A 16,308-nucleotide genomic window follows, 5' to 3' on the forward strand; every position below is an offset into this window, starting at 1 on the left:
CGTCAGCTCTGCAGGCGCACTCGAAGCTGATCGAGGCCGACGGCCATTAGAAGGACGACGCCTCGGGTCACGTCCTGCCAGAAGGAGGACACGTTCATCAGCGTCAGGCCGTTGTTCAGCGTGCCGAGGATCAAAACGGCAATCAGCGTGCCCCAGACGCTGCCGCGGCCACCAAAGAGGCTGGTGCCACCAAGGATGATGGCGGCGATGATGGTGAGCAGGTGCTGGCCCGCGGCGTTGGGTGCTGCGGCGCCGAGCATCGCTGCAAGGATGATGCCAGCTGCCGCCCCCGAAAGGCCGGAGACGACATAGAGCACCATCTGGGTCCGCTCGACGGGCACGCCGAGCAGGCTGCTTGCTTCCGGATTGCCGCCGCTCGCATAGACGAAGCGTCCGAACGGTGTCTTCGACAGGATCAGCCAAAGTGCGATGAAGACCAACAGCATCAGGATGATCGGAAACGGGATTCCAAAGAGGCGCCCTGACCCGAGCCAGTTGAAAGCCGGAATGAAGAGCGGCTTCGAAAGGCCGCCGGTCAGCACCATTGAGAGGCCGGAAAAGATGCTCATTGTGCCGAGCGTGGCGATGAGCGGGTTGAGCTTCAGTCGGGTGACGATGAAGCCGTTCAGGACGCCGACCGCGCAGCCGATGAGGAGAGCGGTGCCGCAGCCCGCCCAGATGTTGATTCCCTTGGCATGCATCAGCGCCACAATGACGCCGGCAAGACCGGCGACGGCGGCGACGGACAGATCGAGCCCTCCGCCGATGATCAGCGGGGTGCCCGCGGCTGCCATCAGCCCGATGAAGGCCATGTTGGTGCCGATGTTGGACAGGTTGCTCAGCGTCAGGAAATAGGGGGAGAAAACCGAAAAGGCGATCAGCAGCAGGACGTAGAACACCAGCAAGAGAGCGATGCCGGCGGCCGGGCGGCCAAGAAGGTCGCTGCGTGATTTTGCCGACCTCTTCGACGATTCCGACGCTGCGGGAATGGAAGACGAGTTGGTCATGTTTTCTCCAGTTCATTCCTATCGCGGAGGGCTGCCCGTGGCTCGGCTGCCTGCATCAGATCCGTCGCTGTTGCGTCCTGCCCAAGCTCGGCGACGACCTTGCCATCCTCGAGTACGAGGCTGCGATCTGCGAGCCCCGCCACCTCTTCCGCATCCGAGGAGACGATCAGGATCGCCAGCCCCGCCTCCGCCAGCCGACGGATTTCCATGTAGATCTCGCGGCGGGCACCAAGATCGACCCCGCGTGTCGGCTCTTCGAGGATCAGAACATTCGGGTTTCCGAGCAGCCAACGCGCAAGGCAGATCTTCTGCTGATTGCCGCCGGACAGAAGGCGGATCTCTTGGTCCGGACCTGAGGTCTTGACCCGCAGGGTTTTGATCCATTCACGGGTGCTGTCGTCTTCCCGCTTTTGGTCGACAACGCCGGATTGCGTGAACAGGCTGAGATAGGGCAGTGTCGTGTTGGTTCGCACCGACAAATTGCCAATCAGGCCCTGGCGCTTTCGCTCTGCGGCCACGAACCCGATGCCGCTATGCACTCTCTTTCGCGGCCCAGAGAGACCAATGTCCCCATCGTTCAGCAGAATGGCCTCGGCATGGGCGGCAGGCTCGGCGCCATAGATTGCCCGGCCTATTTTCTCGGCGCCGGAGCCGATAAGGCCGAAGACGCCGAAAACCTCGCCGCGTCGCACGGTCAATGCCACGCCGTCGAGCCATCCGGGAAGTGACAGTCCATCGACGGACAGGACGGTCTTTGCGTCCTGAAGCACTTTCGATTTTACGGGGTAGAGGTCGCCGAGTTCGCTGCCGAGCATCGCCGTCAGAACTTCGTCGCGATTGGTGTCGCGGGTTTCGAACTGACCTCGGACCTCGCCGTCACGCAAGACAACGATACGGTCGCTTAGCCGGAAGACCTCGTCAAGATAATGCGAAATATAGATGATGGTGACGCCTTGGGCTTTCAGGGCCTCGATGACCTCGAACAGATTGTCGGCATCTGCCTCACTCAGCGACGCCGTCGGCTCGTCCATGATCAGGATCCGCGCCTTGCCGGCCAGCGCGCGGGCGATTTCGACAATGCGCTGTTCGGACAATGGCAGCGAGCCCATGCGCCGGCCGGGCTCGATATGGTCGAGCCGCAATCGCTTCAGGAGCGCCCGCGCCTGTGCGTCGACGGCCACCTGATCGATCATCGGAATACCCAAAAAGCGGCGCTTCGGCATGGAGCCAAGCGCGATGTTTTCGGCGACCGAAAGGTCCGGATGTACGGAAAGCTCCTGCGGCATCAGCCGGATGCCGGCCGCAACGGCATCCCGAGGCGTGGAGATATTCCTGGCCGTGTCGTCAATTCTAATCTGTCCGGTGTCCAGCGTGTAGACACCGGAGAGGATTTTCATGAGCGTAGACTTACCCGCGCCATTGGCGCCAAGAAGCGCCACGATCTCGCCCGCATCGGCAGAAAGCGACACGTTCTTCAGTACCGTCACGCCGGCAAATGCTTTGCTGACATTGGCGATCTGGAGCCGCCGATTGCGGCTCCCTTCGGTGCTCTGGACGGTCATGTCACGCTCCCTGACGCTGTCTCGCTCATTGCTGAGGGAGAATGGCCTCATAGCCCTTCAGCCAATCCTGCTTCTTCAGGTCTGCAAGGTAGGTTGAAAATTCCGCTTCCGGAAACACGTATCCATCCGCCTCGCCGGCACAGGGAAACTCCTTGTAGAACTTGCAGATATTGGCCTTGGTGACCATTTGGTGCGTCACGAAGGTCGCCTCCGGAACCGGCTTTCCGGCAAGAGCGGAGAGCGCGATCGGAATCAGATAGTTGCCGTAGCTGCCGGGGAATGAACCAGTGGCAGCAACCAGGTTCGGATCGGTGGCGAGCGCCTCGGCCTCATCTGCCCCGTTGCCGACCGCAATTGCCTGATCGACGCGACCGGCAGCCCGCACGGCCTGCAGCATCCCCATCGTCGCCTGATCGTTGATGGCAATGATGAGGATGGGCGCACCGGGCGGAATGCGACCGATGACATTGTTCATCTGCGCAAAAGATTCCTGCAGCGTGTTCTTGGTATCGATCTCGATGATATGATCGGCGGGGAAATCCTTGGTCAGCGCCATAAAGCCGGCCCGCTGGCCATCCGTGCGCATGCGCGGGATGACGCCCGACTGCGGTAAAGCGCCGACGACCAGATAACCGGTCTTTACGACATCGGCGCCGAATTTCTTTGCGGCCGCCGTTGCGAGATAGGACCCACCCATGAAGCCAGATTTCGGGTTATTGACCCCGAAGAAGCTCGCGCCCGGCATCGGGATGTCGATCGCAGTGACCTTCGTGCCATCCGGTTTGAACACATCCATCACCGTCTGCCCGAAATTGGCGTCCGTCTGAAATTCGATGACGTAGTCAACCTTGCGCTCTGCAAAGGATTTGGCATTGGCGAGCGCAGTCGGCCCATCGAGGCGGTTATCCGCAATCACAAGTTCGACGCCGGCAGCATCTGCATTTTCCTGGATCCCCTTTTCGACGAGCACGCCGAAGGCGATATCGCGCTGCAGATTGGCGAAACCAATACTGTAGCTCTTTCCGTTTCTCGGCGGCGTTGCCTTGGTCGCATCGACCACCATCGCCTTCAGATTTTCGGTCGATAGCATTTTGCCGTCGAACTTCGCCGGATCGAACCCGTGAAAGTCCTCGGCATAAGAAGCAGAAGCCGCAAGGCACGCGGCAACCACCAGCAGTGTGGCTTGATGTTTCATGTCTTTCTCCTCCCGGCCGCTGCCCTCCCCGGCAGCGGCGGCCCGCTGATGATCTCAGCAAATATTTTGCAGCGTCATTCTAAAACTGACCCTGCATAGTGACGTTAACACTAGGAATTTTCGTTGACACGTCGGCAATTTCCGCAAAAGTGATCTTTTGCATGCAAAATATGATCCTCAGACTTGGCCGCCGTCATGCAGAGCTACTTCGTCTACATGCCCGACAACCGGCTCTGCGCCGCCTGGGGCTGTACGGCCATCTCCACCGGGTATACAGAGATCGGACCGAATTCCGACTACCCACCGAGCCGTCATCCTGATGACCACCATTTCAGCTGGTCGCGTGGCCGTATCCTGAGCGCCTATCAGGTCGTGCAGATCAGCGCGGGCAGCGGCCGGCTGGAGTTTGGACCAGAACGTCGGCAGATTACCATCGCCGAAGGCTCTATTTTCCTGCTCTTTCCCGGCGTCTGGCACCGTTTTGCTCCGGACCGCCGGACTGGATGGGTCGAACATTGGATCGAATGCCGGGGAAGTGCTTTCGATTTTGCGCGCGATGCAGGCCTGTTGCGCCCCGAGCAGCCGGCCCATGCCAGCAGCTCCGAAATTGCCGATGTATTCGCGTCGATTCACGCGCTGGCGCAGGACGATTGCCTGCGCAATCAGCCGCTGCTGTCGACCCTCGGCCTTCAACTGCTGGCCCTTTTATGCCGCCCCGCCGATCTCAATAGCAATGCTGCCGACAGGCTCGTCGATCGTGCACGGATGATTTTGATGGAGCGCTGCGGCCAGCCTCTGTCTGTCGAACAGCTCGCCGACGAACTTGGCGTCAGCTATCCCTATTTCCGGCGTCTTTTTCGCGAGCAGACTGGCATGTCGGCCAAGCAGTATCAGATGAGGGTGCGCCTCCAGCGGGCCATCGACCTTCTGGTGAACACCGACAAATCGATCAAGGAGATCGCCGGTCTCCTGGGTTTTCACTCGGCGTTCCATTTTTCGACCCAGTTCCGGCAATTGATCGGCTCGAGCCCAACGGATTTCAGGGCGGCTAAACGCTCGTAACGTAAGCCTTGTCGAGACTGATCTTATGCTCCTTTGCCTTCGAATCAGCCGGCGGGTTCGTATCGCAGGCGCGGTTGCGTGCGGAGTGGGATGCCCTATTCTGCGGTCGTCAACGCCGATTGCATTTCGAACCGGAGTGTCTCGCATGCTGGGAAGGTTGCGACATGGATATCAATTGCCTGGCGCCAGTCTGTCGGAGATCGAGGCCTGCGAGGCTTCGATCTCGATCATCTTGCCGGAAGACTATAAGGCGTTCTTGCGCATCTCGAATGGATTCAACGATGAAGTCGGTCAAGGATATCTCGTTCTGTGGAGTGTCGCGGAGCTTGCCAAGGCCCACGGTTATGAACTCTTCGAGTTTCAGGTCGACCGGTTCTTGATTGGTTCGAATGGCGGCCCGACCGCTTATGGGATAATCGGCGGAAGTTACATCTCCATTCCGTTTGTCTTTGCCGGCGCGTGGTCGGATGAGGTCCGCGTCCTTGGACGGACATTCGATGAGTTCACTAGAGCCGTTGAGGCGGGCGAAGGCTCATAGCGATCGGCACCTCCTTATGATGCGATGACTGACGGCCTCTTCATCGGTGCCGTTATTGGATCAGCGTCTCCTGCGATACCGACAATCGATAGAGCAGTTGCTGTGCGGGATATCGCTCTCGAGCGAACTGCTGGCCCGGTGCCAGGGGCAGCCGGGTCCGGTGGGCTGAGTGATGAGGTTGGGAACGGCTGCACTTGATCTTAATCTGCATCGGGAAGAGGCTTGATACAAAAAAGCCTGCCGCGGGAGGAGGTGCGGCAGGCTTTCTGAAGATCGAACAGCGACTGGGAGGAGGAGTGCCGCTGTTTTTACAGACGTCCCATGGGAGGAAAAAGTGGGCCGGCTGAAAGCGAAGCTTTGCGGGAGGAGGTGCATTGCTTCGACAGATACGATCATACACAGCCCCCGTACGATGCAAATGTCTTATGTTGCATCGCAGCCATGCGTAAAACGCAAACCGGAAGAATCCAATACGACCGGAGCTCCATACGTCGCCGGGGCACGGCCCTCGACGCAAAAATGCCCGCCTTAGGAGCGGGCATCAACCAATGTAGATTCAAGTCGTGCGGGGCGGTCAGCGCGCGATCGAGGCGCGGGCAACGCTGCGAATGTCTGCCCGATCTATGCCGAGGTCCTGCAGTTCGCGGCTGGACATGCGTCCGAGTTCGGTGACCGTCTGACGGAACTTGCGCCAGTTGTTGAAAGAGCGTGCTACGTTCATGATGATCCCCTTTCATGAGGGCTGTCTGACGTCAGCGACCTTGGTTGGTTCCGGCGCCGTTTCGATGATGGAGATATAGGCGCTTCAATCGGTTTAAAACAGCCACAATCTCTCATCTCAGCTATGCGGTGAGCGCATGGTGTGCTTCTTTTTCGCGCAAAGACTCCCTTTTCAAACCGCGGACGAATAGCAAGTAGGACCTCACCTCCGTGGCTTGCGCCACGGAGGTGAGGTCGATGCTACAAACGGCTTGGATAATAATGGAAGCGGCCGATCGGTTTCGGTTACCTCAATCAGACGCCGAATGCGTCCAGTCGATTTTACGGGCGCCATTCCTGCTTATTGCGATCGTCGAGGCGAATTCCCCGATCGACCGCCACCCAGCACATGAGCCTCGAATGGAGAAGCTCCTGTGGCTCGCGGCGCATTTCCCAGATCCCCGCGTCAGATGACATGGCCGCGATTGGACCGTATCTATCAAAGCGATCGTAGGCGCCCTGCCTTGGGAAGCCAAGCCCACGGTCCCTGATCGTCGGTGAGGAAGATGAAAGTGCCGCGTCTCCGCTCGCGGAACCTTCAGATTGCGGCCTGCATGAGGTAGGGAGATTGCTCGACGGGAACCTGCGCTACGATTTTCATTACGAGTGTGGGAGCGACATCAGGAACAGACCGAACTCGTCCGTCTTTGTAGACGACCCGCAAGAGGCAAGCCTTGTCGTCGTATTCAAGTTCCGCGATCGTCTTTGAATGGATCAGAAATTGCATATTAAGCTACCTCCCTGCACTACAGCATGACCAAGATGAACCGACCGCCGCCGAGGAGAAGGCTTGATCGGCACGAGAACTCATTGCCTCTTCGATGATCGGCGCTGTCAGAAATGCGATCCAACGACAAGCGCTCTGCGTCCCGGCGAGATTACGAAAAAATCTAATAGAGCCCACTTTGGAAATCGCGTGAAATCAACGTGACACACGTCTGACGACTATTTGGCACGGGCATGCCAGAAAAAGATGTGAGCACGACGCCCACTGTCGAGCTAATTGCCGCAATTCCTCGCAGGTGCGGGTGGGCCGCCAGGTGAATTGTGCCGGACGAGCGTGGCGGACCACTTCCGGCCAGAACTTCAGACGTGCGGGAATAGGCAGCAACTGCCGTCAACGATCACCTCGACATCGTCGGGCTCGGAAATTCGGATGCTAACGATCCTGAACTGGGCGCCGTTGTCACACCATCCGATGTTTTGCCTAAAGATTTCGATAGCGATGTCGGGACCGATGGCCCATCCACGTCCTAGAAGGAAATCGAAACGAAAACCGGAGGATGGAGAGCATGGCGCTTAAGCGAATGGACAACATCGGGATTGTCGTCGAAGACCTCGCAGTGGCAATAGACTTTTTTCAGGAGTTAGGCCTCGAACTCGAAGGCCGCGCGACGATCGAAGGCGAATGGGCCGGTCGTGTCACGGGTCTTGGCGATCAGCACGTCGAGATCGCCATGATGCGCACGCCGGACGGGCACAGCCGGCTGGAGCTGTCGCGCTTCCTCAGACCGGATGTCGTCGCGGATCATCGGAACGCCCCGGTCAACGCCCTTGGTTACCTGCGAGCCATGTTCACGGTCGACGACGTCGAAGAGACCGTTGAGAGGCTGCGCACGCGCGGCGCCCAGCTTGTCGGCGATGTCGTCCGGTATGAGGACGCCTACAAGCTCTGCTACATTCGCGGACCCGAAGGTCTTCTTATCGGGCTTGCCCAGGAACTTGGGTGAGCAGCGACGAGCGATCGGTCGCGCCTGGCTCATCCTGCGAATATCGCGCTCGTTGACGAGGAACGCTGGTGATCCCATCTAGGCGCCATGCCGAAACACGAAAAGAACGATGTCGAGCTGGTCAAGACGTGGGTGCTGCCGCCAGCAGCGACCCTCGGATCGTCGATCCGCGCGAAGGGAATTCTGCTCGAACTCCGTGCACGGCTCCCGGTCGCTTCGATGAAGTCGCTCGATATCGAGCAAGGAGAACTCACGCTGTCGATGCCTGCAAGTGTCAAGACAGAATTCCATGCAGCGGCGTCTGTTGTCGCCAGTGCGCTGAAAGACATCGAAAGCCTGCCGGTAATCCCGCGCGAGATCCAGGATATCCTTTCGATCAAGACGAATGAGCGTCATCGCTGGCTCAAGGACGGCCGCCTGCCGAGTGCTGGAACGCGCACGGTGAAACTGCGCGGTCGCGCGCGGAAGATCACGTTCCACGTCTTCGACCCGCGCGTCGTGGAAGACCTGCTCGATCGAGGCGTCGTCGAAGAATGGCGCGAGGAGGATGCGGCGGCGGCGGTGGAGAACCGACGGCGGGCAGCATATAAGGCGAAGTTGACGCGGTCGCTGAAGAAGGGCAAGACCGTCAAGGGGGATACCGTCGCCGGATCCGACGAGGCACCTCGCACGGAACTGGCAGGCTGGGAGGAGTTCGGACGCGACGGATTGCTTCGCTAAGGAGGCCTATTGCGGGTCCCAGCGGTTCTAAAGCAAGGTAATCTCCGGGCCGCTTCGTATGGCAGGCCTTGAAACGGACGCTGTGCTCGACTATCTTCAGGTCATCGGCGTTGCTGGTGAGCGCTCCACGAGAGTGTTCGCGATTGCCGAAGTCGCTTATCTGCTTTTGACCACGGATGTACTGGCACTGGTGTGAAGAGCGATGTTTGAAAGGTCGGTGCGGTTCGCCCCGGCCTTTTTTATTGCCTGCCGGTCAGGGCAAAGCTCCCGACCAATCGTTGGACGGCTCTTCAGCCTCTGCTCCTGGAAATTCTTCCGTAGGATCGGGGATCGCGTTCGTAGGCAGTTCGGAGATTTCCGAGCCGGAAAGAACAGGTCGCGACGCGTCAGGCACCAGACGACCTTGCCTTTGGTACGCGCGGCAATCCCGGCCATGAACAGGGTGGCTGCCGCCACGTCGACGGTGCCGACCCCCGCCGCCAGCGCACTCGTGCAGCGCCCCGTAGGCCAAACCACCGCCCGGTAGCCGCTCGTCGATCGACGCCACGCCGAAGGGCAAAACGTCTCGCTTACGCTGACCTGCGCTTTCAGGTGCGCGATCTGTTCGCGCAAACTGTCAAGGACGGCCTTTGGGCGGCGGAGTTCATGATCTACCTTCAACGGCAACCCGTTTTCAGCTTGAGTAGGAGCTATATGTTCTATATTTGTTCTTAACGCGTAAATGAGTCAATGCGCATATGACCGCTGAAGTTGACCACGAGTGCAAGGCAGAAAAATCGCCATCGGATTCAAGCGGATGGCAAGGAAGGTTATTTTCGGATGCGCCGAACGCGGCTTGTGGACGATGCGATCCCTAGACTGAAAGATCACAAGGTCCCGGTGGTTGAACTCCTCTGCCGTCTGTGCGACCGCCATTGCGCGCATGAGCGCAGGCTGTTGGTGAAAGCGTTTGGCGCAAGTGTCAGCTTCGCGGAAATCCGCCGACGCATGGCCATGGGCTGCGAGCGCATGCAGACGCCCGGGGGTGACAAGTGTGGGGCACATTTCCCATGTTTGGGTAGTGGTCTAGCTGATGGAAGCTAGAGGATGACGGGTGAAGAAAGCCGAGTGCGGCCGCGCAAGATCGTGCATGTCGACATGGATGCCTTCTACGCATCGGTCGAGCAGCGTGACAATCCGGAGCTGCGAGGCTTGCCGGTTGCCGTCGGCAGTCCTGCTGCCCGCGGCGTGGTGGCGGCCGCCAGCTATGAGGCCAGAAAGTTCGGTGTGCATTCCGCCATGCCTTCGGTGACTGCGCAGCGGAAATGCCCGGACCTCATCTTCGTCAAGCCGCGCTTCGATGTCTATAAGGCCGTCTCGCTGCAGATAAGGATGGTCTTTGCCGAGTACACGCCGATGATCGAGCCGTTGTCGCTCGACGAGGCCTATCTCGACGTCACTGAAAATCTCAAAGGCATGGAGATCGCCACCGAGATAGCTGCGGAAATCCGCGCCAAAATCAAAGCAACCACCGGGCTCACCGCCTCGGCCGGCATTTCCTACAACAAGTTCCTCGCCAAGATGGCATCCGACCAGAACAAGCCGGACGGCCAGTTCGTCATCACGCCGAAGAACGGTCCGGCCTTCGTCGAGCGCCTGCCCGTCAAGAAGTTTCATGGCGTCGGGCCGGCAACAGCCGAGAAGATGCATCGGCTCGGGATCGAAACAGGCGCGGACCTCAAGGAGAGAACGCTCGACTTCCTCGTCGAACATTTCGGGAAGTCAGGACCGTATTTTTATGGCATCGCCCACGGTATCGACAATCGCCAGGTCAAGCCGGATCGGGTGCGGAAATCCATCGGAGCGGAAGACACGTTTTCGCAGGACATCCATTCCTTTGAGCCCGCGCGCGAAGGGCTTCAGCCGCTGATTTCGAAAGTCTGGAGCTACTGCGAGGCCAATGAGATCGGCGCCAAGACGGTGACGCTCAAGGTCAAATATGCCGACTTCAGCCAGATCACCCGCAGCAAAACCGTTCCGGCTCCCCTGCCGGCGATCACCGATCTGGACGAGGTGGTCGACCTGCTTCTTGCGCCAATCTTCCCGCCGCGAAAAGGCATACGCCTACTCGGCGTCACGCTGTCGTCACTGGAAAACCGGCGGGCTTCTCGTACGGCACCACAGTTGCGGCTTGCGCTTTAGACCGCCAGCATCGGCTGGGCCGGAGGGTCTGAATTGAGCCCGATCCGGAATGTCCCCGACGCCAGCAACCATGGCAAACCGGCCCTGCAGCGCGGTCGATCCGATGGATGCCGCCGAAACATGTTCGAGACGGCAAAGAAACTGGGGAACGGGCATCGAGCGAACGGCGCTGCCGACCAAATCTTGTTTCGATCAAAATCGACAGCGACATGCTCGCCTACTTGCAGGAAGACGGTTCCGGCTGGCAGGATTGCACGTGGCATATTGCGCGCTGCGATAAGGGGCAGGCTCTGACCCTATTTATACGGAGCCGTGCAGGCCACGCCATCGGGTCGTTGCCCGTTATTTTCACGGCCGGCAACGCAAGTGTCGGATTGTCCATATTGTTTTGAAAGCCGGAAAAGCAGGGGAAGGACATAACCATGGGGTTTCATATCTGCACCGCTTGCGGCACTCAGTTCGACGAGCGCTTAAAGCCGCCGCCCGCGTGCCCCATCTGCGAAGACGATCGTCAGTTTGTCCCTGCATCGGGGCAGGCGTGGACGGACATCGCAGCACTTGGTCGCACCCATGATGTGACCTGGCGTCAGGAAGCCGGAGGCATCCACAGCCTTCAGGTTTCGCCTGATTTCGCGATCGGCCAGCGCGCCTTCCTGATCGAGAGCCCCGACGGCAACATTCTTTGGGACTGCCTCAGTCTCATTGACGAGGCGAGCATAAACCGAATTGGTGCATTGGGAGGTCTGAGCGCCATCGCCATTTCGCACCCGCATTTCTACACCTCGATGATGGAATGGAGTTCCGCTCTGGGCGATGTGCCGATCTACATTCATTCCGACGATGGCGAATGGGTACAAAGGTCTGGCGGAGCGCTCAATCAATGGAAGGGTGAAAGCGTGCAACTCGGTCGGTCGACCCTGATCCGATGCGGCGGCCATTTCCCCGGTAGTTCAGTCATGTACTGTCCCTGGCTGGCGGACGGCCAGGGCGCCTTATTCGCCGGCGACACGATGCAGGTTACACTCGACCGCAAATATGTGAGTTTCATGCGCAGCTATCCCAACCTCATTCCGCTCGGCCCAGAGGCGGTGAGACGTATCGGGGAAGCGGTACGCCCATATCGGTTCGAGGCGGTCTATGGTGGATTTTCGGGCCGAACGATCGAACGAGAAGGGTCTCGTATCGTGGACCAGTCGATGACAAGATATTTGAGTGCCATCGAGGGGTGAGCATTGATGACGCGATAGGACTCGTTATTGTGGAAGAGGAAAGACGCGACGAACGCCGGGCCCGACGATTGCTGTCGGCCTGTTCCGCGAACGTGCGGGCATGACCATCGACGATACTCGACAGTTGCGGCACTCATCGAAGGCTCAATTTGGGGATGGTGGAAATCGAAAACCGCCTTCGCGAAGGGCATCCGATCGTTCAGCGGGTGATCAAGAACTGCCGAGATCTTGGAACTCCCTGCTTGCGTCAACGCAGTCATCGATCATTCAGTCTTGAATTCCTAATTTTAGAATAGGCGCGTATGCTGCAGTGGGGGGACTGCAGTATCCATAACCTTGAGGGGTCGAGGACAATGTGCTGGAACACATCGTCGGCATTCAAGCCGGTCGGACTAGCTCTACGCGGCCCGGCCACGCATAAGATCGTCCGGACGCTCGGCGATGCCGCGGATATCCTGATCAGGGACTGGCCATCCGATGACGGCGAGGAATATGTCGCCGCCGTGAAAGCTTGTGTCGATGCAATCAGTGGGCAGATTCCTCCGGAACAATTTCGCGAAGCGCTTTTGCGCGCGGCCGAAGAGGCAGGCATAACAGCTCTCACTGTCGTGGCGCATTGATCCACATCGCTCACCCTCGGAACTGTATCGGAATGTTGTCTCGTCACAGTTCAGCCTCTGTAGTTCCATCTCATGTTCGTCGAGAGCGAGTGAACCGCGGACTTATGGCATCAAGCAATGGCGTCGTTTTGATTTGTCCATGACAACAACTCGGTAATCCGAGAATGTTTGGGGCCGCTGACGATAGCGGTGAGCGAGCCGGTCAGGTAGGCGAATGGATCGATAGCGTTGAGCTTCGGGATGCTCTTTTGCGTGCGGCCGATGAGCGGGCATCGGGCCGACAGGCTTCGTGGCAGCTTGCCGCTTCGATGAAAACCGCCATATAACGCGCGATGACGTTTGATTCGAAAATTTTTGTCGGCCTGAGGCCAACGAGCAAAAAATCAGCTCTTCCCCCCGAGCCTTCCCAGTCGAAATGCCAGTGGGACGGTTGCGAAAGCGGCGGCACCAATCGTGCGCCCGTTGGGCGAGATGCGGAGGGTTTGTACCTGCTGTTCTGCCCGCAACATGCGAGAGAATACAATAAGGGATATAATTTCGCGAGCAATCTGTCCGATCCGGTGACCGCCCGCTATCAGAATGAGGCAGCAAGCGGCGCCCGTAAGACGTGGGGGACCCGCGTTGATCATGCGACAGAGATGCCGCTTCCTTCGACCGTCCGCTCAGGCACAGCAAAAACCCTTAACGCGCGCAAGAGTGCTTTACAGCATCAAGCAACGAAAGCTGATCTCCAGCGACGTAAGCTCAAGGTATTGGAAGCGAAAGCCTTCGAAACGCTCGGCCTTTCGCAGGACGCGGCGCCCGAGGAGATCAGGCGCCGTTATAAGCAGATGCTCAAGCTACATCATCCAGACGCCAACCGAGGAGATCGAAACTCGGAAGCTGAGCTCCAAGCGGCAATCGACGCCCATAAAATCCTCAAGTTGAACGGGTTCTGCTAAATCGGAGACACAGTCTCTGCGGGTCAACAGATAAGACGCTGCCGTGAAAAAGCTGTGTAGTGCGCGGCGCACGTCTCAAATCTTGTCTAAAACCCCTAGAGCGGCCGCGGTCCTTCGTATCCTTGACGCGTCGAAATCCGTGTCGTTCTCCAGAGCTGTCACTTCGGCCACAGTCAGACCAGTGGTTTCTGCAACGTCATCCAGCGAATAGCCGCGAGCCGCGCGAGCTTCCGCAAGCAAGCCGCCGACGGACAGAGCAACAGGGGATTTCACAATCTTCGAGACCATGTTCATGTCGTTAAAGCTCCTTTTGGCGGCCGGAAAACGTACAAAACAGTTTCATAGTTCCAACGCCACCGCCCGGGTCCGGGCGATTTCCGCGGGCGCTCGTTCTATCAGCTTGCCAGGCGGAGTAAAGTCCGACGTGGCGAAGGGGCGGACAACCTCGCGTGGCGGCCAGCGAGAGGTGCGAACCTACCCTGCGGGGCTCGTGGACGGCTGCAGCGGAGCGTCTTTATGCTGCAGGGAATTCGCGGCGAGAGACGCTCACACATGACGCCGCAGGCGAGCAGATCGTTGGCGCAAAAGATCGTGTCCGGCCCTTCCGTGCGCGTCAGCAGCCTCTGGGCAACCACCTTTCCAGCCTCTTATCCGATCGAGCCATGACGTTGGACTGCAACCTCGATGCCGGGTGGCTAGTTATCAGCATCATAACGCGTTGAAATTATCGTAAATAGCGAGTTAACTAGAAGCGATATTGCCTATTACTTCTGCCACCGATAGGGCAAGTATCGGTAATGAGCCACCTTACGCTCAGATGTAACCTCTTAGACCTACAACGCTGACCGCACCGACCTCCGAACGGCTCTCCGACCTCTGCGCCGGAGCCAAGGAACTGGTCCATTCGCCCGCACGGCGCACCAGTAAACTGGTTGAAAAGCTCCTTGAGCAAGCGATTGAGGGTTCCGGCATCGAACTAGGGCAGCGGAAGAAACGGCCATCCGATCGAGACGATCGGGGATCTCGCGGCCCTGCCGGTGCGGCGCCTTCCAGGCCGACCTCCGTGCATGACGATCTCTACGACGAACACGGCCTTCCAAACAGATTGCGCTCGACACATCCGTCGGAGGTCGCAAGGCACAAGCATCTCGCCGGCCAATTAAAGGCACTCGCCTCCGCTCGCTTATCTCGAAGCCTGGTGCCTTTTTCCGAAGCGCTCTCCCCTCCCCCGCCAGGTGCCAGAAGCGTTGCGCCCCAAAATTCGTGGCTCATCACCTTTGGGATCCGATCAAGCGCCCAGAAGATCCCAGGCACGGGCATGGCGGTCGGTTGAAGCTGAACTCCGCCGGACGGATCTTTGAGAGTGCTCGGGCCGCATGCGCCAGACACGGTTCACATGCGTCGGACATCCTGGTCGGTTTCTGACGCCGCTGGCTTGGGTTCACCGGTTCTTTCTCCTCACCGTCGCCGGAGACCGCAGTGCGGCTGGGCGGTGCGAGCCCCCATCCGTCCGCCTGGCGGTTAAGCTCCAGGGGTCACCGCCGTGTACTCGAGAAGCTTCCGAAGCCCGCGAGGTCAAAAGCCACGCCGATATTCGTGACCGGGCGCTCTTGTTGACCGCTTTCGCGTCCGGGCTCGACGATGCCCAAAAGCAGGCCCACTTCGCATGAGGGGTCTGCCCGGGATAGTCCTGGTGACGCGGCATCACTCTCCTGCCCTGCCCCAGCTTCCGTCTCGGCCGCTCCCAGGATAACAGCGGCGGATGAGGGTGTCGTACTGATCGGCCGGCCGGGGAGGTATCGAGGAATGGCTTGGCGAAGCACGGATCGAATTGGCCCGGTCTATTGCTCTCTTGTGACGGCACGTTTGATGAACGGCACGGTCGCAATTGCCGGCAGCAGCGGCTTGTCGGCAGGCGCGGGGATCTGCTCGTCTATGGTTCGCCCGGGGAAGAACGTTCTCGGTGTAGATGAATCGCTGACAGGCCGGGCGGAAACTTTCGGCCGGTCTTCTTCTCGCTGCAGGTGAAAACACAGACGCCCTGCTCTCGGATCCGAGCGGCGAAGCGCGTGAAATCGCTATGCGACGACGGCAGGCAGAAACCGTCAAAGAACCACTGCGCAGCAGTCCATCGCATGGATCATCTGCATTATGTCGGATTCGTTTCCCCCCGTCGTTTAGGGGAACCGCGCTGGGAATGGTCGCTTGCTTGTCCAATCGATCCGCCCGGCTTTCGAGCGCGAGCCAGTGAACCCCCAATAGATGCGTCGGATGCCTGCCCCGCCTTTTTCGACCACCTCTCCGAGCATCCCAATCCCTGCCGAGATCGGTTCAAAGGCGTCGATTAGTACGGTGAGGCGCGAAGATCGCATTTTGGACGGAATAAGAGTTCTTCCGCTTGCGAGAAGATATGCGGCGCCCGCCCGATTCGCCGGCGTCTCGGATCTCACGCCAGGCGATCGGTCGATTGCCGGCATTCTCTCTGTATCCGACACGTTTTGAGCGGCAAAGATGGACCTTGAGTGGCGAAAACTCTTAAGCCGTTGCGTTTGTTGCGAAAATCGGCCGTTTTGACGGCAGTCAATATGATCTGTGAATAAGGAAACCACGACCTTCCCTTTAAAAGAGAATCGATGTGACCTGCAATTCTGCTGTGCGTTGACTCCTGTTAACGCTATTTCCCTTGTGAGACTCAGAGAATCGGAGATAATGACGACATTTCTCCGGTTTTGGTGATTTTATCGACAGAATGGTCCAAGGCACA

At 58.8% G+C, this 16,308-nt stretch carries 16 protein-coding genes and 3 pseudogenes; 10 read left to right on the forward strand and 9 right to left on the reverse strand.

The features are described 5' to 3' along the window. Positions 1 to 2 precede the first annotated feature (2 nt). The 3 genes from AC25BC_RS34315 to AC25BC_RS34325 are packed head-to-tail and all read right to left on the reverse strand — an operon-like array spanning position 3 to position 3,764. Positions 3 to 1,007: an ABC transporter permease gene (locus AC25BC_RS34315; RefSeq protein ID WP_113545325.1), complete on the reverse strand. Its 1,005-nt coding sequence runs from the start codon at positions 1,005 to 1,007 to the stop codon at positions 3 to 5. Then, a complete protein-coding gene (locus tag AC25BC_RS34320) occupies positions 1,004 to 2,569 on the reverse strand; it encodes a sugar ABC transporter ATP-binding protein (protein WP_128440166.1) in 1,566 nt (521 codons plus the stop codon). Before AC25BC_RS34320 ends, AC25BC_RS34315 begins: the two co-directional genes overlap by 4 nt. A gap of 25 nt (positions 2,570 to 2,594) precedes the next feature. Then, entirely contained in the window at positions 2,595 to 3,764 is a 1,170-nt protein-coding gene (locus AC25BC_RS34325; RefSeq protein WP_128440167.1) for a sugar ABC transporter substrate-binding protein, read from the reverse strand. A gap of 195 nt (positions 3,765 to 3,959) precedes the next feature. Between AC25BC_RS34325 and AC25BC_RS34330 the strand changes: the two genes are divergently transcribed. Next, positions 3,960 to 4,826, forward strand: a complete 867-nt coding sequence (locus AC25BC_RS34330; RefSeq protein WP_128440168.1) for a helix-turn-helix domain-containing protein — start codon at positions 3,960 to 3,962, stop codon at positions 4,824 to 4,826. Positions 4,827 to 4,971: 145 nt separating this feature from the next. Continuing rightward, positions 4,972 to 5,364, forward strand: coding sequence for an SMI1/KNR4 family protein (locus AC25BC_RS34335; RefSeq protein ID WP_128440169.1), 393 nt, complete (start codon positions 4,972 to 4,974; stop codon positions 5,362 to 5,364). Positions 5,365 to 5,938: 574 nt separating this feature from the next. Here AC25BC_RS34335 and AC25BC_RS34340 read toward each other — a convergent pair. After that, positions 5,939 to 6,085 carry a DUF1127 domain-containing protein gene (locus AC25BC_RS34340; protein ID WP_003552150.1) on the reverse strand — a complete coding sequence of 49 codons (147 nt, stop codon included), beginning with the start codon at positions 6,083 to 6,085 and terminating at the stop codon, positions 5,939 to 5,941. Positions 6,086 to 6,661: 576 nt separating this feature from the next. Beyond that, positions 6,662 to 6,850 carry a hypothetical protein gene (locus tag AC25BC_RS34345; RefSeq protein ID WP_017997253.1) on the reverse strand — a complete coding sequence of 63 codons (189 nt, stop codon included), beginning with the start codon at positions 6,848 to 6,850 and terminating at the stop codon, positions 6,662 to 6,664. Positions 6,851 to 7,415: 565 nt separating this feature from the next. Here AC25BC_RS34345 and AC25BC_RS34350 point away from each other — a divergent pair. The 3 genes from AC25BC_RS34350 (at position 7,416) to AC25BC_RS34360 (ending at position 8,769) form a co-directional block, all read left to right on the forward strand. Further along, complete coding sequence (locus AC25BC_RS34350; RefSeq protein WP_012759983.1) at positions 7,416 to 7,853, forward strand: VOC family protein; 438 nt, start codon at positions 7,416 to 7,418, stop codon at positions 7,851 to 7,853. 87 nt (positions 7,854 to 7,940) lie between these two features. Beyond that, positions 7,941 to 8,573, forward strand: a complete 633-nt coding sequence (locus AC25BC_RS34355; RefSeq protein ID WP_128440171.1) for a hypothetical protein — start codon at positions 7,941 to 7,943, stop codon at positions 8,571 to 8,573. Positions 8,574 to 8,631: 58 nt separating this feature from the next. Continuing rightward, on the forward strand, positions 8,632 to 8,769 hold the full coding sequence (locus AC25BC_RS34360) for a hypothetical protein (RefSeq protein ID WP_164903049.1): 138 nt from the start codon (positions 8,632 to 8,634) through the stop codon (positions 8,767 to 8,769). Positions 8,770 to 8,933: 164 nt separating this feature from the next. Here AC25BC_RS34360 and AC25BC_RS34365 read toward each other — a convergent pair. Continuing rightward, positions 8,934 to 9,233 (reverse strand): annotated as a pseudogene (locus AC25BC_RS34365) (hypothetical protein); the annotation flags it as partial. 159 nt (positions 9,234 to 9,392) lie between these two features. Here AC25BC_RS34365 and AC25BC_RS34370 point away from each other — a divergent pair. The 4 genes from AC25BC_RS34370 to AC25BC_RS34385 all read left to right on the forward strand — a co-directional run bounded on the left by AC25BC_RS34370 (position 9,393) and on the right by AC25BC_RS34385 (position 12,603). Beyond that, on the forward strand, positions 9,393 to 9,656 hold the full coding sequence (locus AC25BC_RS34370; protein WP_017997258.1) for a hypothetical protein: 264 nt from the start codon (positions 9,393 to 9,395) through the stop codon (positions 9,654 to 9,656). Between the two features lie 3 nt (positions 9,657 to 9,659). After that, positions 9,660 to 10,754: a DNA polymerase IV gene (gene dinB, locus AC25BC_RS34375; RefSeq protein ID WP_128440172.1), complete on the forward strand. Its 1,095-nt coding sequence runs from the start codon at positions 9,660 to 9,662 to the stop codon at positions 10,752 to 10,754. Between the two features lie 422 nt (positions 10,755 to 11,176). Then, positions 11,177 to 11,983: a hypothetical protein gene (locus AC25BC_RS34380; protein ID WP_017997260.1), complete on the forward strand. Its 807-nt coding sequence runs from the start codon at positions 11,177 to 11,179 to the stop codon at positions 11,981 to 11,983. Positions 11,984 to 12,336: 353 nt separating this feature from the next. Beyond that, positions 12,337 to 12,603: a DUF982 domain-containing protein gene (locus tag AC25BC_RS34385; RefSeq protein WP_012759978.1), complete on the forward strand. Its 267-nt coding sequence runs from the start codon at positions 12,337 to 12,339 to the stop codon at positions 12,601 to 12,603. A 110-nt stretch (positions 12,604 to 12,713) separates the two neighbouring features. Here the strand turns inward: AC25BC_RS34385 and AC25BC_RS34390 are convergent. Beyond that, positions 12,714 to 12,839 (reverse strand): annotated as a pseudogene (locus AC25BC_RS34390) (transposase domain-containing protein); the annotation flags it as partial. 96 nt (positions 12,840 to 12,935) lie between these two features. On the opposite strand from AC25BC_RS34390, the gene AC25BC_RS34395 reads away from it, so the two are divergent. Beyond that, positions 12,936 to 13,544 carry a J domain-containing protein gene (locus AC25BC_RS34395; RefSeq protein WP_128440173.1) on the forward strand — a complete coding sequence of 203 codons (609 nt, stop codon included), beginning with the start codon at positions 12,936 to 12,938 and terminating at the stop codon, positions 13,542 to 13,544. Between the two features lie 75 nt (positions 13,545 to 13,619). Here AC25BC_RS34395 and AC25BC_RS34400 read toward each other — a convergent pair whose 3' ends face one another. Together AC25BC_RS34400 and AC25BC_RS34405 are read right to left on the reverse strand one after the other, a co-directional pair. After that, a complete protein-coding gene (locus tag AC25BC_RS34400) occupies positions 13,620 to 13,838 on the reverse strand; it encodes a helix-turn-helix domain-containing protein (RefSeq protein ID WP_017997054.1) in 219 nt (72 codons plus the stop codon). 257 nt (positions 13,839 to 14,095) lie between these two features. Beyond that, positions 14,096 to 14,233, reverse strand: a pseudogene (locus AC25BC_RS34405) (LacI family transcriptional regulator); the annotation flags it as partial. Positions 14,234 to 16,308: the final 2,075 nt, after the last annotated feature.

This window comes from Rhizobium sp. WSM409 (assembly GCF_057653825.1).